Here is an 18,998-nt window from a genome sequence, read left to right as displayed (position 1 = left end):
AATGATAAGGGTAAAACTGAAGTCCTGGACGGCTTCATTTCGTTATCCCACCTTTCAAGCTGGAAATCAACCTACCCTTCCAGTTCCCCCTCCCTCCACTATTCAGGGAATACTTTCCGCTGCAAAGGGCGAGCCTGTATATCTCTCTGAACTCCCTTACGTTGGCTATGTTTTCAAAAGTGAAGGTAGGGGAGTTGACTTAGAGAGGATATATTCCCTCTCTAAGGAAGAAACAGATGTTATTGCAAGAGAAGTTCTTTATAATGCGGAACTCAACCTCTACCTTCCAGATGAGTGGGAGAGGTATTTCAGAAAGCCTAGATACCAGCTTCTCCTGGGAAGATCAAGCGATCTAGCAACCGTGGAGGAAATTAAGAAAGTGGAGCTTGAGGAGAAAAAAGCTCCAATAGGAGGGACAGTTGTGCCAATAGACCTGGGCATACCTGGGATAGTTCACGCACTGGTTGTTGAGTATGACTATTCAACGATTCCCAGGAAGCCAAGACTAATTAAACCCTTTGTAATTCTTCCCTTCCCTAGAAATATGGGAGAAAGGAAAAGACAAACGGCAAAGGCCTTATATGATCCTGATTTAGACATAGGAGTTTATCTGCATAGGTGGAGGCCATGAAACCGTGCTTTGCAAAATTTCTTCCACATGACTTCCTAGAGTGTCACGTCATGGACATAATAAATGTTCTCAAAAGCATGAAAGTAGCTTTCCCCTGGTTGGAGGGTATATTCCCAGAAGTCTGGACGCTGGCATTTTACGCAATTGTTCTCCACGACCTGGGAAAGTGTGCTTTAGGTTTCCAAAAGAACCCAAAAAAGTGGGGATATAGGCATGAGATTCTCTCCACCCCATTTATTCAATTTTTGGACTTCAAGGACGAGCACAAAATGTTGATAGGCTTGTCTATTCTAACCCACCATAGACCGATAAGCGAGGTAAAGAATTACATTCCGATTGAAGGGTACAGGGAAGCATATGAAGAAAAAGTTGAAGAGCTACTTGAAAATAGAGAGTACATCGAACTGTACTTCTCAAGAGTTCCTCTTTGGGAAATATACGTGTTTGGAGAAAGGAAGGATTTCTTTGTATTGCCAAAGAATTGGGAGGAGAAGATAAGAAACTTTCGGTTTGAGGAGTTATTGGATTGGTACGAGGATAAAGTAAATGAGTTTAAGGATTATATGACAGTTTTAAAGGGCCTATTAAATGCTTGTGACCATCTAGCCTCTGCAGGAGAAACCACAATAAGATTCCTTCCAGACATAGAGGAACTTGTAGAGATGAAAATCCCAAGGGGAAAGTGGAGACCTCTCCAACTTTTATCCTCTACAACAGAGGGGAACGCAATTCTTTATGCTCCAACAGGTTATGGAAAGACTGAAGCGGCCCTTCTATGGGCAAATAAAAATGCTCACAAAGTTAAGAAGGGGATATCAAGCAGAATATTCTACATTCTTCCCTATAAGGCCAGCATAAATGCCATGCATAGAAGGTTGTTGGAGATGTTTAAAGACCCAGGATTAGTTGGCCTTCTCCACAGCTCATCAGGGATTTATCTTTATTCATCTTCATTGGAACACAAAAGGTTGCAATCTCTCTATGGAAAGATCTACTCCCCACTGAAGATCACAACACCTTTCCAAATAATGAAGGCATTTTTTGGAGTTGGATTCTTTGAAATAACATTAGTGGAGCTAATGAACTCTCTATTAATTTTTGACGAGATTCACGCATATGAGCCCAACATCCTGGGAATTATACTAGCTATGCTAGAACTGCTAAAGGATAAAAACGTGAAAGTTCTCGTAATGACGGCTACTTTTCCAAAATTTTTGGAAGAGCTAATAAAATCGGTCTTAAATCCTAAAGAGCTCAAAACACCTCCAGAAGAGGCCGATAAATTCACGAGACATAGGGTGAACATAATTGAAGGAGATATACAGAGTCTAGACTCGGAGGAATTTTCTGGGCCAAGGCCTACATTGATTGCTTGTAACACCGTTAACACTGCCATAGATGTGTATTCAAGACTCAAAGAGAGCGGAGCAAACGTCATGCTAATCCATGGGAGATTTACATACGGTGATAGAGAAGAGAAAGAAAAAAGGCTAATGAGCTCTCTAAATAATTATGACTTCGTAGTTGCTACTCAAGTGATAGAGGTTTCTCTCGACATAGACTTTGGAAGCATCATTACAGAACCGGCCCCACTTGACGCTCTAATTCAAAGGTTTGGAAGGGTAAACAGAAGAGGATTTGGGAATCCTAGAGATGTTTATGTGTTGACGAAGGGGAGTGAGGATGATAAGAAAGTGTACAAACCCTACGAAGTTGTTGAGGAGACCGTAAAGATACTTAGAGATTTAGATGGGAAGGAGCTTAAAGAGTCCTTAATTCCATCATTGATAACTGAAGCATACGAGAAAGAAGAGAAGAAAATAGTCAGTAAAGTCCTTGAGTACAAAGAAGATGCTCTAAATCTGTTTAAGGATATAAGACCTATGGATAGTTATATAAAGGGAGAAACCGCATTCTACGAACTATTTGGTGGACTTGAAGCAATTCCAGGAGCTTATCAGCATAAGGCAGATGAACTCCTAAAGAAGGGATATTACATGGAAGTTCACAAGTATCTGGTCCCTATTCCATATTGGCTATTCTTTTCTGAGCAGGAAAACTTTCATAGACTCTCAGATAGAGGGCCTGGGAGATATTTACTTGTTGCTGAATTAGATTATTCACCCGAAATGGGTTTATTAAGAAAACCCCGTGAGGGGGATATTCTCTAATGGAAGAGTACGCCTTAGAGGAGCTGTTTGTTAGGGGAATTGAGATCAACTATCTCTATGTTTGTCCAACTAAGCTATGGTTTTTTACACATGGGATAACTATGGAGCAAGAGAGCGAGTGGGTAGACTTGGGCAAGTTTCTTCATGAGCAGAGGTACGAAAATGAAGAAAAAGAAGTTCTAATAGGCCCAATAAGAATTGATTTTATCAGCAGGGGAGATGTTATTGAGGTTCATGAAGTAAAGCTTGGAAAGAGAATGGAGAGAGCTCATGAGATGCAGGCTCTCTACTATCTCTATTACCTTAAGAAGCACGGTATAAAAGCAAAGGCAATACTCCATTATCCAAAGCTGAACGAGAAAAGGGAAGTTACACTGGAGGGGAGAGAAAGAGAGGTTGAGGAAGCTATAGTGGAAGTCGAGGTAATAAAATCCTCTTCTAAGCCTCCCAAGCCCAGGAAGAGTAAGATTTGTAGAAAATGTGCGTATAAGGAACTTTGTTGGGGGTAGAGAAATGAGAAAAAAGTCTTTAACAATTTTTTCTGACGGAACGCTGTTGAGAAGGGAAAATACATTGTACTTTGAAAATGTGAATGGGAGAAAGCCCCTGGCAATAGAGGGAATATATGATATTTATATATACGGACACGTGAACATAACTTCCCAGGCCCTACATTACATAGCTCAAAAGGGAATACTTATTCACTTCTTCAACCACTATGGCTACTATGACGGAACTTTTTACCCTAGGGAAACCCTTCTCTCTGGAGATTTAATCATAAAACAGGCTGAGCACTATTTAGATAAGAACAAAAGACTTTTTCTCGCAAAATCCTTTGTGGTTGGAGGAGCCAAGAACATGGAGAAGAACTTGAAAAATTGGGGCATTAGTTCAGACTTTAGTAACCATCTAAAGGAACTTCAAGGGGCTAAGAAAGTAACTGAAATTATGAATGTTGAGGGAAGAATTAGGCAGGAATATTACGCTAGGTGGGATGAATCACTACCTGGGGAATTTAGAATTGGTAAGAGAACAAGAAGACCACCTAAAAACGAAATGAATGCGTTGATAAGCTTTCTAAACTCGAGACTCTATGCGACTATGATAAGTGAGATCTACAACACTCAACTTGCCCCCACAATTAGCTATTTGCACGAGCCTAGTGAAAGGAGATTTTCTCTAGCTTTGGACTTAAGCGAAATATTTAAGCCAATAATTGCCGATAGAATAGCAAATAGACTCGTTAAAAAAGGCATCATTAAGAAGGATCACTTTAGAGAAGATTTAAACGGTGTTCTCCTTACAGATGAAGGCATGAAGATTGTAACTAAAGCTTACAACCAAGAACTCGAGAAAACAGTTAAGCATCCAAAGCTTGGAAAGGGAGTTACGAGGCGGAGATTAATACGGCTTGAAGCTTATAAGATAATAAAACATTTAGTGGGGGTTGAGGAGTACAGCCCCCTTGTCGCGTGGTTTTAAATTATTTCCTCTATTGGATTCTTTTCGATTCCTAAAGTTTCTCTTGGTGGCATGGAGCGAAGTTTATAAATTATTACAGAATCACTATTTTCATCTATAATCTTCTTGAGCCCCTCTTTTATTCTCTCGAACTCCGCAAGTGTAACTTCGCCCTCAAAGACACTGTTTTGAACCCAATTAAGATGCATTCTAAGGAACTTCTTCACTTTGTTTACTCTCTCAACTCCCACATCGTAGACAACTACAATGTACATGTGAAACACCCAAAAATTTTTCGATACACGCTAATTTAACTTTTTTCCCAAAAATATCTATGAAAAAGTTAGAAAATTGAAAATAAAGGTTTTTGAGGGATTAGGGTTTGATTTAGTAACTCAAAGTTAGTATTTTCCTTGTGTTATAGTTTTACTATTTACTTGTTACGAAAGTTTTTCGAAAACTATCGAATAATATTTTAAGAGGAGATTTTTGGAAAGAGTTTGAGGGATTCTGTTGAATTCTTGTGAAGAGCTAAGAATTCGCCCAGTTAATCTAGTTAAGTCTTCTCCTTGGATAGGGTGTGAAAGCAGTGTTTTATTCCCAGGGTGTTCGTGGGAGTTTTTTGATTTAAAGTCCCAGGGGGAGTTGGTTTGTTTATAAATGGGGGGTTCTGGGGTAAGGTTGATGCCCCGTAAGGCTTATAAATTCGAGTGATGTAGTTACTCCGTAGGAGGATTGGGGCAAAAAAGCCCCCTGTTCCAATAAGACTACAAAAGAATTGAAAGACTTTCCAACTCTTCCAAACCAAATAACCTTCACCCAGGTTCCAATAAGACTACAAAAGAATTGAAAGGCCTTCTTGGCCTGTTGCTGAGTTACGCGGCAAAGAAGTTCCAATAAGACTACAAAAGAATTGAAAGCGAGGCTCTTCTTGTCGGGCTCGATTCTCATGTCATGTTCCAATAAGACTACAAAAGAATTGAAAGAGAGGCTGGCTTGGCCAGGCTTAACTTCTTCTACTTTCAGTTCCAATAAGACTACAAAAGAATTGAAAGAGCTCAAGAGTCTTGAAGTAAGTAGGCACAGTTCACCGTTCCAATAAGACTACAAAAGAATTGAAAGTCGTTATCTCTTACGAAGTCTTCGATTAGTGAAAACAGTTCCAATAAGACTACAAAAGAATTGAAAGAGGAGGTGGGACAATGACAGACATTGAAAAAATATTGGTTCCAATAAGACTACAAAAGAATTGAAAGTTAAACTTTTCGTTCCTTGTTATTATCCTACGAACTCGTTCCAATAAGACTACAAAAGAATTGAAAGTGACTGCCTCCCTCAGAACCTTAATGATATCCACTGGCAAGTTCCAATAAGACTACAAAAGAATTGAAAGGTTATTTCTTCAACATTTACGTCAATCTCGTCCACAAGTTCCAATAAGACTACAAAAGAATTGAAAGTTTTCCGTTTTTGACAAAATTTCTGTTCTCTGCCACTGTTCCAATAAGACTACAAAAGAATTGAAAGAACTTCGATCGCTGAAGCTCTGACATTTAATCTTATAGATATTCCTACAGTTCCAATAAGACTACAAAAGAATTGAAAGCTGGAACTTGGCAAACGTAAAGGTGTGTTTCCACTGGAGCAAGTGGAGAGTTCCAATAAGACTACAAAAGAATTGAAAGGAGCTCTACCCATACGCAATAGAGTGGCTTAAGTTCAAGGTTCCAATAAGACTACAAAAGAATTGAAAGTTTCATTTCTTCCATCTCCCACCTCCTTGTTACTTCTGTTCCAATAAGACTACAAAAGAATTGAAAGCTAATCTTCTGTATCTTCTACCCTCCATCTTACCCAAGTTCCAATAAGACTACAAAAGAATTGAAAGTAAGTTCTTTTACAGAAGCCTTAACCTTTTGATAGTTCCAATAAGACTACAAAAGAATTGAAAGGGAGTTGGGATTCTATGAGGATTTAGCCAATCACTTAGTTCCAATAAGACTACAAAAGAATTGAAAGGAGTTTCCAATGATGATCACCCCGAGCTCTCGCTCGGGGTTCCAATAAGACTACAAAAGAATTGAAAGTTTGAACTCAACTGGAGCAACTTTAACGTTCCACAAGGTTCCAATAAGACTACAAAAGAATTGAAAGTTGGCCAAAAAGTGAAAGGCGCATTGGAGTGGGTGGCCAGTTCCAATAAGACTACAAAAGAATTGAAAGTTAACCTCCTTGGCTGGTTTAGAGGGAGCCTTCCTCGGTTCCAATAAGACTACAAAAGAATTGAAAGTTTGCTGGCTTCATCTGTCTGGAGGAACTTAATTGGCGTTCCAATAAGACTACAAAAGAATTGAAAGAGGGTACAGAAGTTTACGTGAAGGCAGAGAATGCTGGAAGGTTCCAATAAGACTACAAAAGAATTGAAAGGAAGAAGGGCTACAAAGTTCTAAGGGACTACGGGGACGTTCCAATAAGACTACAAAAGAATTGAAAGTCAAGAGTTCTATCCTGCTTCACAACACCCATATAAGGGTTCCAATAAGACTACAAAAGAATTGAAAGACGATGGGAAGTACTACTACGAGGGGAGGGTTGTAGCGTTCCAATAAGACTACAAAAGAATTGAAAGGGACTTTAGATATGTTGTTGTTATTGTATAAGTCTCTAAAGTCAGGTTCCAATAAGACTACAAAAGAATTGAAAGCTTTTTGCGGGCGATGACGGGGGGTGGGCTCTACTATGCCGTTGGCAAACAACTTCCTGGTTCCAATAAGACTACAAAAGAATTGAAAGACATAAGACGTGTGGCCGTCGAAGTACCTTATTCTCCTGTTCCAATAAGACTACAAAAGAATTGAAAGGCTGTCATCTACCCGGATCTCAGCGAGGTAGGCCGTGGTTCCAATAAGACTACAAAAGAATTGAAAGTTCCTTATCATTTCTACTGCAACTCTATCTCCAAAGTTCCAATAAGACTACAAAAGAATTGAAAGTGTGAAACGCTAATAGCTGTTATTCTAACCTCTCTTCGTTCCAATAAGACTACAAAAGAATTGAAAGGAGTTGTGTCAAGAGGATGATTAGGTAGAGCCTCCGGTTCCAATAAGACTACAAAAGAATTGAAAGTTTGGACTTCATTCACAAAACGTCTCGATTATTCTCTGAATTATCTTACTTGTCTTTGCCCTATCGGACTTATACAAGTAGGGCAACCTGATAACCTCCGCATTTATTCCCTCTTTTCTGAGCCTCTTCTTTAACTCCTCGCAACTAAAATCTTGATCTGGTCCCAAGGCTATTACGTCCGGCTTCAGCCTTTTTATCAAATCTATACTTATTTCACCCGGTTCTCCAATCACAACATCATCCACATACCTAATACTCTTGAGCAGTTCTGCCCTGTCTTCAGCTGGATTAATAGGAGGTCTTCCTTTTCTCCTCTTCACGGTTTCATCATGGGCAACAATAACTATTAACTCATCACCCAACTCCTTAGCCATCTTCAAAAAGTGGACATGGCCGACGTGGAGGATGTCGAAAACACCTCCCACCACAACCCTTACCTTGCGGTTATCTCCCATATCTTATCCCTCGCGTGGTGGATGACTTTCACTGCCTTTCCCCTGTTCTTCTCTTTCATTGCTTTTCCACTCATGAGTGCTATTCCAATGGCTAGAGGTCTTCCGTAGTTTTCCTCAACTACAAATACGAAGTCACCCTCTTTTATGTTCTCATCTGCATCGACAATCCCAGGGGCCATAACATCTGCACCATTTAGGATATGAGGCACAGCTCCCTCATCCACAACTACTCTCTTGGGCCACTTCCTAAGATCTTCCTTATCAGAGAGCTCGTAAAGAGCTATTACCAAGGGGAAAATTAGGTCTTTTCTCTTTATGAACATCGGCCTGTCATTTACCAAGATTATCTCAGTGGTCTTATCGAACTCCGCAACCTTAACCTCATCTTTCTTTGTGAGCATCTTGCTTGCAATTTCCTCTCCAAACATCTGAGAGAGGACGTTGATTATCTCTTTAACATCCTTCTTGCTTAGGGGGTGCTTTATCTTGAGCTCCATTCTTTCACCTCCTCGAAAATCTTCTTAGCGGCTTCCCTGGGCCTTTCAGCATTGTATATGGCCCTTCCAATGATGATGTAATCTGCTCCAGCTTTCAACGCCTCCACTGGCGATCCTCCTTGGGCTCCAATTCCTGGGGTAAGCACTTTTATGTCTTTACTCAGCCTCTCTCTAATGTATCTAATTCTCTCTGGCCTGGTTCCTGGCGCTATGACGCCGAAAGGCTTTATTTCATTGGCCATGTCTATGAACTTGTCGGTGAGTGGGTTTATGAATTCTAAGGCCCCAGGATGGCTCATCTCAACTATCATTATAATTTCTCCTAGCTCCTTCACTGCCTTTACGCTGTCCCTCCCTACAAAGGAATGGAGTATTATATAATCCGCCCCAGCATCATAAACTTTCTTTGCTATCAACCTATTTGTGTTTGGGATGTCTGCCAGCTTTAGATCCGCTATTATCGGGAGGCCTGTTTTCTTCTTTAGCTCTGAAATAACTCCAAGACCACTTCCAATTATCAGGGGCCAGTTCACCTTTATCATTGAAATGTAATCTTTAACATCTTCCGCTATGCTTAAGGCCTTTTCTCTCTCATACACGTCCAACGCTAGTACAATCATTCAGCCACCTCCAATATTTCCCTGGGGAGTTGGTCTCCCTTTAAGACGACTGCAACGTGAAGGGCTGCTTTAAGCGCCCTTCCAATTTTATCTGCCCAAGTAATCACTATTAAGTCCCCCTCTTCATAATCATAGAGTCTCTTGACAATCTCTGGATACATCTCTTTTAGAGGTCTTGAATCCTCTGGAAATACTATTTCCCCGTTCTTTACGGTTAAAATCATGGCCCCTTTTGCGTCGAACTTTATTGCCTCGTCTCTAAGCTCAAGAGATTTAAACCCCCCTGGATTTTTAACTATAATCGCAACTCCTGGGAACCCGTCAACGGTAACCTCAATAGGTTCCGAAAATAGTTCTTCTATTTTCTTTTTGACTTCATGTCCCCAGGTAGTTAGAAAGTGTCCTCTCTGCTTTGATCTTATTAAATCCTTCTTTGTTAATCTTCCCAAAAGTGTCCTTACGCTTCCCTCTCCAAGCTCGAGTATTTCGGATATCTGTTTTCTTCCAATTGGTTCCTTCGCCAGAAACAAAACGGCAAGTGCATCCTCCAAAGTGTACTCTGGGTAAGCACCCCTTCTCCTAACCACCTGGCCCACCATAACTTTTCTCTGCTTTGGAGCTAAATAAGTTTTAGGCTTAGTTGAATACTTTACCATTAAGTGAGAGTTACTTTTTTGTGATTATTTTTGTGAGGAAGTAAAATGGCCTCGCTAAACTTAATTAAGTTAAAACTTTAATTTTGATAATAAGTTTATTAATATTAAATCATTCAAACGGGATTTATATAATATATCCACGTGGAGAGAAAATTTTATAAATAATAAAATTTATTTCAATTGTGACAAATTTATGAGGGAAAAATACAAATGCACTAGCAACAGGCAATATTCTCTCAATGGCAATAAAGGAGAATAAAGTTATTGTAGTTTCTAGTCTTAATAATCAAACTATGATGTTAGAAGGAGAAGTCAAGAAAGTAGAGGATTTCAAATTTAAAGCACTCTACAAATTTGCAGTAGAAAATGGAGTCGACATAAAGAAGTTTATGGAATATTTAAGTAATTATTCATGGAACAATATAGGAGGTAGGTGATTGGTGGTGAGGTATCTTATTTTTACCTTAACTGTTTTTATTTTTATAGTGGGGATAACCTTAGCTTTTCTCTACACCGCTTATCATTCTCAACCCCCTGCACAACAAAAAGAAGGGTGTCTTATAACTAGTGATTCTCGTGTTTTCACTCTCGACTGGGGTTCAGTTGTTCTTCAGGAAGTGAACGATACGAAGGAAGTTCCTTTAGTGAAGTTTATCGTTGACTCCCAAGGCAAGACAAACATCACAGTTGAGAACGTCACAGCTAAAGTGCCAGTTGTCGTTTTGAAGGCTTGTAGCAAGGATGGGGAGCTTCTATGGAGGATGGAGTTTCCAAGTTATTTGTGGGCTTATGAGGACAGCTACGGGAAAGAGAACGGAACTGCAGTTCCAAAAGTTCTAGCAACTCACTCCTATACCTATCTCTACATCATCGTGTATCAGACTGCTCCTCGAGCATATCAAGAATTTAGGGCAAAAGCTCCAAATGACTACCTCTACATCCTGGGAGAGAATGGAACTGTTAAGGTTATTGACTTGGGTAGTAACGTTGTCCCCATTAGAAACGTCTTTCTAACTTCTAATGGCAATTACGTACTAATAGGATTTGAAAAGCCTCAACCCGATGGCTCACCCTATTCTGGTGAAATTATAATCTTAAACAAGACTGAAGTCCTCTTTAGAAAGACCTTCTTCATAAAAGATCCATCCTGCCTCTGTAACATTATACCCGGATGGGGAAGAATAAACAGAGATGGGTGTGCTGTCTTTGGGCTTTATAATGGAAGAGGAGAATACTGCAATGGAAAATTCACATACAAAGAGAGATAGCTCCAGTTTTGTTTTTAATTTTATTCATATGTTTTCTAAAATCGTTTTTTCTAGAGGGGAGATATCTTTAATAGAGTATTCAGAAACCTTTAAAAAGAGGACAGAAAAAGTAAACTAAAAAAGCATTTTTGGAGGTGTTTGGGGATGAAAGAAATTGTAGAAAGGGTAAAAACAAAAACTAAGATCCCCGTTTATGAGAGAAGCGTTGAAAACGTTCTATCGGCAGTTTTGGCAAGTGACGACATATGGAGAATCGTGGACTTAAGCGAAGAACCACTTCCCCTTGTCGTTGCAATTTTAGAGAGTCTTAACGAGCTTGGATATGTAACTTTCGAGGATGGAGTTAAGCTTACGGAAAAGGGAGAAGAGCTAGTGGCGGAATACGGAATTGGAAAGAGGTACGACTTTACTTGTCCTCACTGTCAGGGTAAGACCGTCGACCTCCAAGCCTTTGCCGACTTGCTTGAGCAGTTTAGGGAGATAGTTAAGGACAGGCCGGAACCGCTCCACGAGTTCGACCAAGCTTATGTAACACCGGAGACTACAGTAGCAAGGGTAATTCTAATGCACACTAGGGGAGACTTAGAGAACAAGGATATCTTTGTTCTGGGCGATGATGATCTAACAAGTATTGCTCTAATGCTCTCAGGCCTTCCAAAAAGGATTGCTGTGCTGGATATAGATGAAAGGCTAACGAAGTTCATCGAGAAGGCTGCCAACGAGATTGGGTATGAGGACATAGAGATCTTTACCTTTGACTTGAGGAAGCCCTTGCCAGACTATGCCCTCCACAAGTTTGACACCTTTATTACCGATCCCCCAGAGACCCTCGAGGCCATTAGGGCCTTCGTGGGTAGAGGAATTGCCACCCTTAAAGGCCCAAGATGTGCAGGATACTTTGGAATAACGAGGAGAGAGAGTTCCCTAGACAAGTGGAGGGAGATACAAAAGTTGCTCTTAAATGAATTTAACGTTGTTATAACGGACATAATCAGAAACTTCAACGAGTACGTGAACTGGGGTTACGCTGAGGAAACTAGGGCGTGGAAGCTAATCCCAATTAAGAAGCTCCCTGAGTACAACTGGTATAAGAGCTACATGTTCAGAATTGAAACCTTAGAGGGATCAAGAGGTTACGAAGACGAGATTCCAGAAGAGGACATCTACAACGACGAAGAGTCCTCCACAACTTGACTTCTCTTTTTTTAAAAATTTTAAAGAAGGGAAAGAAATCACTTAATTAGGACTTCTGCAAACTTTGTGAACTTATCAACATCTCCCCACTCGTTGTCGCTGTCCTTGACTGCATCCTGAAGTGGTAGTGAATCCACTGCTGAATCTCCTGCTCCCTGTCCGGTTATGTAGACAACAATTGCTATCTTCTCTGGCTTTCCACCAAGTACTTCCCATGGAACTGCAATTTCCAAGCTCTGGAGTCCATTGCTTCCTCCCTTGTATGCATAGAATCCAACTTTGTCAAGTTGCATGTACTCCCAGGTGCCGTTCTTCCATAGTATTAGGTCGGCAGATGTTATACTGTCCGTTCCTGGGTTTCCAAAGAATTCTCCGTTCCAGAAGAAGTACAGCTGTGCATCAATTCCTCTCTCGAATTCCACTTTTCTCTGCCATCCATCCTGTCCGGTTGTGTATCCCCCCTCCTTGTAGTCCAAGGCAACTCCATATGCTATTCTCCATGATGCTTTGTTGTCCGTTGTGAATGCTATGTAGAGGAAGTTGTCGTCGTAGTCCACGTACAACTCCTTAAGGTTTGCACCATCCTGACCGTACCCTTCTGTATCTACGGCAACTGGATCAACGCTCCAGTCTGAGAGATCTCCGTCAATTGTCTTTGTGAGCTTGCCCCTCATCTCCTCCAACCACTTCTGTCTCTCGAGCTCTCCAGAGGCTATTGCCTGGATGATTTCCTTAAGCCTCTGATTAACCTTTATCATTCCTGTATATGCCCTGTATAGCTTAATTGCATCTGCTAAGCTCATCATTCCCTCCTCTGCAACTTCCTTTCCTTCCTTGTAGAGGGAGAACAGCTCGTCAACCTTCTTCCTTATCTCAATTATCTCTTCCTTGAACTCTTCTGGGATATCCATGTTCGTTATGTTGTTCATGAGCTCTAGATATGTGGCGTATTCTTTCTTGAACCTTGGAATTCCGTAATACTTGGAGATCGTCATGAAGGACTTCACTGCGGCTTGTTGTTGCATCATTATTCTCTCTTCTCTGTAATTAATGACGTCTGCCCCTTCAACTAGATATGTGCCTAGCAGTAGCTTTACATAGTAGTCTGGGATGTTGTCTGAAAGCTCTTCCTCAGTGCCAGCCTCGCTTATCGTGTCCACTATATCGCTCACATCATCGTTTGCAAATGGATCTCCAAAGTTCCATACTGCTGGCCCATAGCTGAAGCCAGTGGCAAGCTGAAGCCTTATCTCATCAGAATTCTCAATGAAGCTTAGTGGAATTCTGACCTCTACTGTGTTGGCATCGAGGTTCACTCCCACCATTGCGTCATCACTTGTAATGAAACTTCCGTCAGCGGATAGAACGTAGAAGAGTGATTCATAGCTTGAACCAGCTTTTGTTGTTGCAACCCTCTCACCACTGAACTGGCTTGAGGCTAAGTTGACTACAACTTGGATGTCCCATTCTAGTATGCTCTTAGTATCCATCTCGCCAGCAAACTCTGTTGCTCCTCCTTCCTTGAAGTCAATTGGAACTGCTATGAAGGTTGCTCCGTTATCTCCGATCTTTATGTTGCTCATGTTCTTGAAGACGAAAAGGAAGTACAGATATCTCTCGTCTTTTGCCACGCCAAATTTAATTAAGTCTGCATGAGATGAAGTTCCTCCTGGGAGGTAGGGATCCTTCTCCGTTCTCTGATCATCTGGAGCATCGCTCCATATGAATACTCCATTCTGTAAGGTAAAGGTGTTGTTGTTAAGGCTTACTTCCGGCCAGTCGCTTGGATCTCCATCGACGCTTATCTTTCCAACCCAGACAACACTAACATCAAATGTTGCAACGTTATTGTTTTCGTTGAGCTCAACGACGGTATTTTCTTCATCTACAGTGGCGTTGATTCTGTACATTCCTTCCTGAGTTGGTGTCCAGTTAAATGTTAGAACTTTCTCTTCTTTTGGTCCAAGAGATACTGTCCAGTTCTTATAGAGTGTTCCGTTTATGTAAACCCTAACTTTTGTTGAAGGAACTCCTATTCCACCAAGGTTCTTCACATGCACCTCATACTCTGCAAGCTTATTCACTCCAACAACATCTGGACCCTTAATCTCGACAGTCAAGTCAGGGAACTCAAATGTTGTTGCCAAGTTAGAGAGCTTGTCATAATCTGTCCATGAGTCTCCTGGAGGCACTTCGGAGTCTGAGGGAGCTGTGTCAACTGCGCTACTTCCATCTCCACCAGCAATCCAAGCAATTATGGCAAATTTTCTTGTAATTCCACCCAATGCGTCCCATGGTATTGCTATTTCTAGGGTTTGTAGTCCTTGGCTTGTGTCTCCAGTGTATGCGAAGCTTCCTCCGACATCACTAATGCTCTTGTAGTCCCATCCTGAGCCAGTCCAGTTTATGAAGTTGTCAGCAGTAATTCCACTACCACCACTCCACCAGAAGTAAATCTCGTAGTCAACTGCAAATCCTTGGAATCCAATCTTCCTACCCCAAGCATCTGTGTCTCCGGTGTATCCGTTTCCACTTCCTGGGTCTACGTCAATTCCAATTCCATAAGCAACATCCCAGCTTGCAGTGTTGTTAGTCTTTATGGCAATATAGAGATAATTACTGTCCCAGGAGACATATAGGCTCTCTAGGTCAGCTCCAGGATACCCACTTGGAAGTGAAGAGCCAACCTTTTCATAGTCTGCCCAATCATCTAAGCTTCCATCGATATTCTTTGGAGATAGCATTATTACACTTAGGTTCGTGAATACATCTTGATCAACCCACTCGTTATCGCTGTCTACAATGGTGTCATCAACGGGTAGTGAATCAACTGCGCTACTTCCATCTCCACCAGCAATCCAAGCAATTATGGCAAATTTTCTTGTAATTCCACCCAATGCGTCCCATGGTATTGCTATTTCTAGGGTTTGTAGTCCTTGGCTTGTGTCTCCAGTGTATGCGAAGCTTCCTCCGACATCACTAATGCTCTTGTAGTCCCATCCTGAGCCAGTCCAGTTTATGAAGTTGTCAGCAGTAATTCCACTACCACCACTCCACCAGAAGTAAATCTCATAATCTATGGCATAGTTGTTTCCAAAGGCTATTTTTCTTCCCCATGCGTCTGAGTCTCCGGTGTATCCGTTTCCACTTCCTGGGTCTACGTCAATTCCAATTCCATAAGCTAGGTCCCAACTCTGGGTATTGTTAGTCTTTATGGCAATGTAAAGATAGTTGTCATCCCAGGCAATGTACAATTTGTCAAGGTTTGCTCCTGGAAGGCCGGAGTCTCTTCCATAAGCAATAGCATCTGCTTTGATCCATTCCTCTAAGTTTCCATCTATTGAAAACGGTGTTGGAGTGTACAGTGCAAGCGCCTTGGGAATTCCTGAAAGTACTAATAAGAGCACCATAGCAAAGACCTGGGCATTCCTTCTCATGGTGTCACCTCAAGTGATATTTAGTCACTGAGAAGTTTAAATATTTTGTTGGGTCTAAATATGTGCATAAAAGCTACTCTTCAAAGAGCCACAGAACGGCTTGAGGGAATCTCTTTCCCCAATAGTACTCGTTATGTAATCCTCCTTTGTCAATCACAACTTTAAGGTTGAATTCCTCCCTATAACCCTTCTCTTTTAAGATTTTGACCATTTTCTCATTGCTTTCAGAAAATGCCTTTGGGTTTCTCCCTTCATTCGTTCCCCAATCAATGTAAATTTTTTCTGGCCCTTTCTTTGCTTCTCTCACGAAGTCATATATCTCGGGATTAAACCAGAATGCCGAGCTCATTGCTCCAACGTATCGGAAGACTTCTGGATATGAAAAGCCTGCATATATAGCCATTAGTCCACCTAGTGAAGATCCCATTATTCCAGTTTTTTCTGGATCTGTCCTATAGTGAGCATCAATATAGGGCTTTAAAGTCTCTACTATGAACTTCACCGTAGCGTTTCCAAGTCCTCCCCTTCTATAATCTCTATTTACCCAGGGAGCATATTCGTCTATTCTCCTATCTCCTCCATTGTCTATCCCAACTACTATGATTGAGAAGTTCTTTTCTTTGTATAGCTTTTCTAAGGCTTCATCAACTCCCCATTCTCCAGCAAAAGAAGTAGCAGCATCAAAAAGATTTTGACCGTCGAACATGTACAGTACGGGATACCTCTTGGTTGAATAGTTATAATCCGGAGGTAAATATATCCATATTCTTCTTGTCGTGTTTAATTGAGGAATAAACATTTCAAAAGTTATCACATTTCCAGTTATGGTGTGCTTTACGTTTTTCTCCACAAAATCTCTCCAGTTATGAACTTTAAACTCGTAAGTTCCAGACTTGGTAAAGGTGAATCGTCTATTTGGTATTTCTTCTCCATTTATTCCTTTTTCCACAGTTTCCCACGAGCCACGGGTAAACTTAAATTGTATCGTTTTTCCATAGGGAAATGTTAAAGTTATTTTCCATCGTCCATCTGGAAGTTTGACGAGCTTATATCTTTCGTCTTTTGGGTTCCAGTTGTTAAAGTCTCCAGCTATGTATATGGAATCATTTTCAGGTGTATATTCTGGAACAGAGACTATAAAAGTGACCGTTATCTGTGGAGAAGTTGTGGTTGTTGTTTGTGTAGGAGAATTTGATTCTAAAGTTTGGGTTTGAGTTTGTTCACTTATACACCCACTCACCACAGCTATCAAAAGAACTGTCGAAAGATACATGATCATTCTCTTCATCTAATCACCGAGAATAATTTTGGTGGTCCCGCGGCCCGGATTTGAACCGGGGACCTGCGGATCTACAGTCCGCCGCCACTACCAGGCTAGGCTACCGCGGGACCCTACTGTGAACCCCAATGGATTTTCATCAGATATGGATTTATAAACTTTTCGCGATGCCTATTTAAGCATATTCACATCTAATCCTTTCATGCCGTGTCCATTTTGCAATCCTCCAGCCGAGAACATTGTCTATGAAGATGATAAAATAAGAATTCTCTTAGACAGCTTTCCCGCTAATCCTGGACATCTTTTAGTCGTCCCAAAGAGGCACATAACCAACATTGAGGGGCTTAATGAGGAGGAAAAAGTTATGCTTATGAAGGGAGTTGAGATGGCAATCAAAGCCTTGAAAGAAGCATTAAATCCAGATGGATTTAATGTGGGAATAAATTTGGGAAAGGCTGCTGGCCAAACGGTTTCTCATCTTCATGTCCATGTTATTCCCAGGTACAAGGGAGATTGTAAGCATCCTGAGGGTGGTATCAGAAAGGCCGTTTTAAATGCGAAGGATGAGAACTTAGGAAGGCAGGATAAGAGGCTTGAAAGTAAGTACGTCGAAATCCTGAGGGGGCTACTTAATGAGAAGTAGCATAGTTTTTGGAGCTCTAGGGGCTGTAATCTTGATTTTAGTTAGTCTAACAGTTAAGCCGTTCTTCTCTTCCTTTTTCTTTGCATTTGTAACAGCTTATGTTCTCTCCCCACTCCACACAAAGCTTTCGGGGAGGTTTGGAGAGAGGCAAAGTGCACTACTTCTCATTTTCGTTCTCCTAGCTGGGGCGGTTGTATTGATGATAATTCTCATATACACCTTAAATCCCGTGCTGAATCAAGCATATGTGTACCTTCAAGATATAGATTCTCTGATATCCCGTGCTCCTCTCCCAAAATCAATATCCGATGCCTTCTTGGGAATCTACCATCAATTAGCACCTAGAGTTCAGGAGTACATCCTTTCTTTCACTTTCTCCATTCCAAAGTACATTCTCCAAGTTGCCGCATACTTGGCATTTGTCTACTACTTCCTTCTTCACGAGAAAGATATTGCTAAATTAATTCCCTTTGAAAGTGATGAAAAAATGAAGAAAATTCTATACAGGGGGAACTTAACGCTCCAGGCTTTAATAAAGGCGTGGCTTCTTCTTAATATTGCCAAGGGGATACTCATGACGATTGGCTTCATAATATTTGATGTTTCCAGTTTACCAACTGCCATACTTGCAGGGATTGTTACGATACTATTTTCTTTTATCCCACTCTTCGAAGGATGGATGGTTTGGCTGGCTGGGTCAATTTACCTCCTTAATTCAGGACATTTTATTAGAGCTATACTTTTGGCTGCATATGGAGCTGCTCTAGTTTCTCCCTTGCCAGATTTCACAATTAGACCAAAAATAGTTGCGAAAGAGGCAAAGTTCGATGAAACTCTCGTGTTGATTGGAATGATTGGAGGAGTATGGGCCATGGGATTAAAGGGACTAATTATAGGCCCAATAGTCCTAAACGTTGCAGTGGAAATGCTGAGGGAGTGGCAAAAACTAAATAGAGCTAGAGAATCTTAACTCCTTTCTCCTCTAACTCCCTCAGGACTTTCTTTTCGTCTTCGGGGTTTATTCCCTTCACGGCATCTTTGAGAAGATAAACTTCGAAACCATGCTTTAGGGCATCTAAGGCCGTAGCTCTCACACAGTATTCAGTTGCAACACCGCAGATGTAAACCCTCTTTACGCCATTCTTCTTGAGGATCTCAGCTAAGTTAGTCCCCTCAAATCCTGAATATGCCTCCTTATCTGGCTCAGTGGCCTTTGAAATTATTATTGCATCCTCCGGAAGATCGACCACTATCTCCGCTCCTGGGGTATTCTGAACACAGTGCTTTGGCCATGGTCCACCTCTTTCCTTAAAGCTTATATGATTTTCAGGGTGCCAGTCTCTCGTCGCAACTATCAAAGCTCCCTTCTCCTTGAATTCTTTTATGTAGTCATTTATTCTGGGAATTATTTTGTCACCTTCAGGTACTGGAAGAGCCCCACCGGGCATGAAGTCTCTTTGCATGTCAACAATAATGAGGGCTTCCTCTGGCATTATGACCACCTCATATGCATTTACCTTTTGTTCTATTTTTAGTTTATGGTCACGGCATCCAAATTAT

Annotated in this window: 17 protein-coding genes, 1 tRNA gene and 1 CRISPR repeat array; of the genes, 9 read left to right on the top strand and 9 right to left on the bottom strand. The window is 41.1% G+C overall.

Going from position 1 to position 18,998, the window contains the following annotated elements; translation table 11 throughout:
* Window position 1 precedes the first annotated feature (1 nt).
* The 4 genes from cas5b to cas1b are packed head-to-tail and all read left to right on the top strand — an operon-like array spanning window position 2 to window position 4,284.
* Complete coding sequence (cas5b, locus tag ACMFNG_RS08250; RefSeq protein ID WP_014835334.1) at window positions 2-631, top strand: type I-B CRISPR-associated protein Cas5b; 630 nt, start codon at window positions 2-4, stop codon at window positions 629-631.
* A complete protein-coding gene (locus ACMFNG_RS08245) occupies window positions 628-2,802 on the top strand; it encodes a CRISPR-associated helicase/endonuclease Cas3 (RefSeq protein ID WP_014835333.1) in 2,175 nt (724 codons plus the stop codon). Before cas5b ends, ACMFNG_RS08245 begins: the two co-directional genes overlap by 4 nt.
* Window positions 2,802-3,311 (top strand): CRISPR-associated protein Cas4, encoded by a 510-nt coding sequence (cas4, locus tag ACMFNG_RS08240; protein WP_011012259.1) that lies wholly within the window; start codon window positions 2,802-2,804, stop codon window positions 3,309-3,311. Before ACMFNG_RS08245 ends, cas4 begins: the two co-directional genes overlap by 1 nt.
* Before the next feature lie 4 nt (window positions 3,312-3,315).
* The gene (gene cas1b, locus ACMFNG_RS08235) at window positions 3,316-4,284 is read left to right on the top strand and encodes a type I-B CRISPR-associated endonuclease Cas1b (protein WP_011012258.1); all 969 of its coding nucleotides are present in this window, start codon (window positions 3,316-3,318) and stop codon (window positions 4,282-4,284) included.
* Here cas1b and cas2 read toward each other — a convergent pair.
* The 5 genes from cas2 to ACMFNG_RS08210 all read right to left on the bottom strand — a co-directional run bounded on the left by cas2 (window position 4,281) and on the right by ACMFNG_RS08210 (window position 9,560).
* Window positions 4,281-4,538, bottom strand: coding sequence for a CRISPR-associated endonuclease Cas2 (gene cas2, locus ACMFNG_RS08230; RefSeq protein ID WP_014835332.1), 258 nt, complete (start codon window positions 4,536-4,538; stop codon window positions 4,281-4,283). The genes cas1b and cas2 overlap by 4 nt on opposite strands.
* 480 nt (window positions 4,539-5,018) lie before the next feature.
* Window positions 5,019-7,389: direct repeats of the CRISPR family, unit length 30 nt; unit sequence GTTCCAATAAGACTACAAAAGAATTGAAAG.
* Window positions 7,390-7,397: 8 nt separating this feature from the next.
* Window positions 7,398-7,844: an adenylyltransferase/cytidyltransferase family protein gene (locus ACMFNG_RS08225; RefSeq protein ID WP_011012256.1), complete on the bottom strand. Its 447-nt coding sequence runs from the start codon at window positions 7,842-7,844 to the stop codon at window positions 7,398-7,400.
* Window positions 7,823-8,341 carry an RNA-binding protein gene (locus tag ACMFNG_RS08220; RefSeq protein ID WP_011012255.1) on the bottom strand — a complete coding sequence of 173 codons (519 nt, stop codon included), beginning with the start codon at window positions 8,339-8,341 and terminating at the stop codon, window positions 7,823-7,825. Before ACMFNG_RS08220 ends, ACMFNG_RS08225 begins: the two co-directional genes overlap by 22 nt.
* The gene (gene pyrF / locus ACMFNG_RS08215; RefSeq protein WP_011012254.1) at window positions 8,326-8,961 is read right to left on the bottom strand and encodes an orotidine-5'-phosphate decarboxylase; all 636 of its coding nucleotides are present in this window, start codon (window positions 8,959-8,961) and stop codon (window positions 8,326-8,328) included. The genes ACMFNG_RS08220 and pyrF overlap by 16 nt, the downstream gene beginning before the upstream one ends.
* Complete coding sequence (locus ACMFNG_RS08210; protein WP_430515135.1) at window positions 8,958-9,560, bottom strand: DUF4443 domain-containing protein; 603 nt, start codon at window positions 9,558-9,560, stop codon at window positions 8,958-8,960. The genes pyrF and ACMFNG_RS08210 overlap by 4 nt, the downstream gene beginning before the upstream one ends.
* 350 nt (window positions 9,561-9,910) lie before the next feature.
* Between ACMFNG_RS08210 and ACMFNG_RS08205 the strand changes: the two genes are divergently transcribed.
* The 3 genes from ACMFNG_RS08205 to bpsA all read left to right on the top strand — a co-directional run bounded on the left by ACMFNG_RS08205 (window position 9,911) and on the right by bpsA (window position 12,079).
* Window positions 9,911-10,054, top strand: a complete 144-nt coding sequence (locus tag ACMFNG_RS08205) for a hypothetical protein (protein WP_223208968.1) — start codon at window positions 9,911-9,913, stop codon at window positions 10,052-10,054.
* Window positions 10,055-10,060: 6 nt separating this feature from the next.
* Window positions 10,061-10,885, top strand: coding sequence for a hypothetical protein (locus ACMFNG_RS08200; RefSeq protein ID WP_011012251.1), 825 nt, complete (start codon window positions 10,061-10,063; stop codon window positions 10,883-10,885).
* Window positions 10,886-11,029: 144 nt separating this feature from the next.
* Complete coding sequence (gene bpsA / locus ACMFNG_RS08195) at window positions 11,030-12,079, top strand: N(4)-bis(aminopropyl)spermidine synthase (RefSeq protein ID WP_011012250.1); 1,050 nt, start codon at window positions 11,030-11,032, stop codon at window positions 12,077-12,079.
* Window positions 12,080-12,117: 38 nt separating this feature from the next.
* Here the strand turns inward: bpsA and ACMFNG_RS08190 are convergent, their stop codons facing one another.
* From ACMFNG_RS08190 to ACMFNG_RS08180, 3 genes are all read right to left on the bottom strand, one after another.
* Window positions 12,118-15,516, bottom strand: a complete 3,399-nt coding sequence (locus tag ACMFNG_RS08190) for a CARDB domain-containing protein (protein WP_014835329.1) — start codon at window positions 15,514-15,516, stop codon at window positions 12,118-12,120.
* A gap of 73 nt (window positions 15,517-15,589) precedes the next feature.
* Window positions 15,590-16,804 (bottom strand): alpha/beta hydrolase-fold protein, encoded by a 1,215-nt coding sequence (locus ACMFNG_RS08185; RefSeq protein ID WP_011012247.1) that lies wholly within the window; start codon window positions 16,802-16,804, stop codon window positions 15,590-15,592.
* A gap of 23 nt (window positions 16,805-16,827) precedes the next feature.
* A tRNA-Tyr gene (locus tag ACMFNG_RS08180) sits at window positions 16,828-16,905 on the bottom strand.
* Between the two features lie 92 nt (window positions 16,906-16,997).
* On the opposite strand from ACMFNG_RS08180, the gene ACMFNG_RS08175 reads away from it, so the two are divergent.
* Complete coding sequence (locus ACMFNG_RS08175; RefSeq protein WP_011012246.1) at window positions 16,998-17,438, top strand: HIT family protein; 441 nt, start codon at window positions 16,998-17,000, stop codon at window positions 17,436-17,438.
* Window positions 17,428-18,408, top strand: coding sequence for an AI-2E family transporter (locus tag ACMFNG_RS08170; protein WP_011012245.1), 981 nt, complete (start codon window positions 17,428-17,430; stop codon window positions 18,406-18,408). Before ACMFNG_RS08175 ends, ACMFNG_RS08170 begins: the two co-directional genes overlap by 11 nt.
* Here the strand turns inward: ACMFNG_RS08170 and ACMFNG_RS08165 are convergent.
* Entirely contained in the window at window positions 18,395-18,931 is a 537-nt protein-coding gene (locus ACMFNG_RS08165) for a nicotinamidase (RefSeq protein ID WP_011012244.1), read from the bottom strand. The two genes, ACMFNG_RS08170 and ACMFNG_RS08165, sit on opposite strands and share 14 nt — an antisense overlap.
* Between the last annotated feature and the right edge of the window lie 67 nt (window positions 18,932-18,998).

This window comes from Pyrococcus woesei (assembly GCF_050496105.1).
In the GTDB taxonomy this organism is placed as follows: domain Archaea; phylum Methanobacteriota_B; class Thermococci; order Thermococcales; family Thermococcaceae; genus Pyrococcus; species Pyrococcus furiosus.
Note: the sequence above shows the minus strand (reverse complement) of the source record. Positions and strands in the feature narration are given on the sequence as shown.

What these genes read in the sequence shown, in the direction of transcription:
- ACMFNG_RS08225 (WP_011012256.1), bottom strand. Translation starts at nt 7,844, where the DNA reads ATGGGAGATAACCGCAAGGTAAGGGTTGTGGTGGGAGGTGTTTTCGAC.
- ACMFNG_RS08190 (WP_014835329.1), bottom strand. Translation starts at nt 15,516, where the DNA reads ATGAGAAGGAATGCCCAGGTCTTTGCTATGGTGCTCTTATTAGTACTT.
- bpsA (WP_011012250.1), top strand. Translation starts at nt 11,030, where the DNA reads ATGAAAGAAATTGTAGAAAGGGTAAAAACAAAAACTAAGATCCCCGTT.
- ACMFNG_RS08170 (WP_011012245.1), top strand. Translation starts at nt 17,428, where the DNA reads ATGAGAAGTAGCATAGTTTTTGGAGCTCTAGGGGCTGTAATCTTGATT.
- pyrF (WP_011012254.1), bottom strand. Translation starts at nt 8,961, where the DNA reads ATGATTGTACTAGCGTTGGACGTGTATGAGAGAGAAAAGGCCTTAAGC.
- ACMFNG_RS08210 (WP_430515135.1), bottom strand. Translation starts at nt 9,560, where the DNA reads ATGGTGGGCCAGGTGGTTAGGAGAAGGGGTGCTTACCCAGAGTACACT.
- cas4 (WP_011012259.1), top strand. Translation starts at nt 2,802, where the DNA reads ATGGAAGAGTACGCCTTAGAGGAGCTGTTTGTTAGGGGAATTGAGATC.
- ACMFNG_RS08185 (WP_011012247.1), bottom strand. Translation starts at nt 16,804, where the DNA reads ATGAAGAGAATGATCATGTATCTTTCGACAGTTCTTTTGATAGCTGTG.
- cas5b (WP_014835334.1), top strand. Translation starts at nt 2, where the DNA reads ATGATAAGGGTAAAACTGAAGTCCTGGACGGCTTCATTTCGTTATCCC.
- cas1b (WP_011012258.1), top strand. Translation starts at nt 3,316, where the DNA reads ATGAGAAAAAAGTCTTTAACAATTTTTTCTGACGGAACGCTGTTGAGA.
- ACMFNG_RS08205 (WP_223208968.1), top strand. Translation starts at nt 9,911, where the DNA reads ATGATGTTAGAAGGAGAAGTCAAGAAAGTAGAGGATTTCAAATTTAAA.
- cas2 (WP_014835332.1), bottom strand. Translation starts at nt 4,538, where the DNA reads ATGTACATTGTAGTTGTCTACGATGTGGGAGTTGAGAGAGTAAACAAA.
- ACMFNG_RS08165 (WP_011012244.1), bottom strand. Translation starts at nt 18,931, where the DNA reads ATGCCAGAGGAAGCCCTCATTATTGTTGACATGCAAAGAGACTTCATG.
- ACMFNG_RS08175 (WP_011012246.1), top strand. Translation starts at nt 16,998, where the DNA reads ATGCCGTGTCCATTTTGCAATCCTCCAGCCGAGAACATTGTCTATGAA.
- ACMFNG_RS08245 (WP_014835333.1), top strand. Translation starts at nt 628, where the DNA reads ATGAAACCGTGCTTTGCAAAATTTCTTCCACATGACTTCCTAGAGTGT.
- ACMFNG_RS08220 (WP_011012255.1), bottom strand. Translation starts at nt 8,341, where the DNA reads ATGGAGCTCAAGATAAAGCACCCCCTAAGCAAGAAGGATGTTAAAGAG.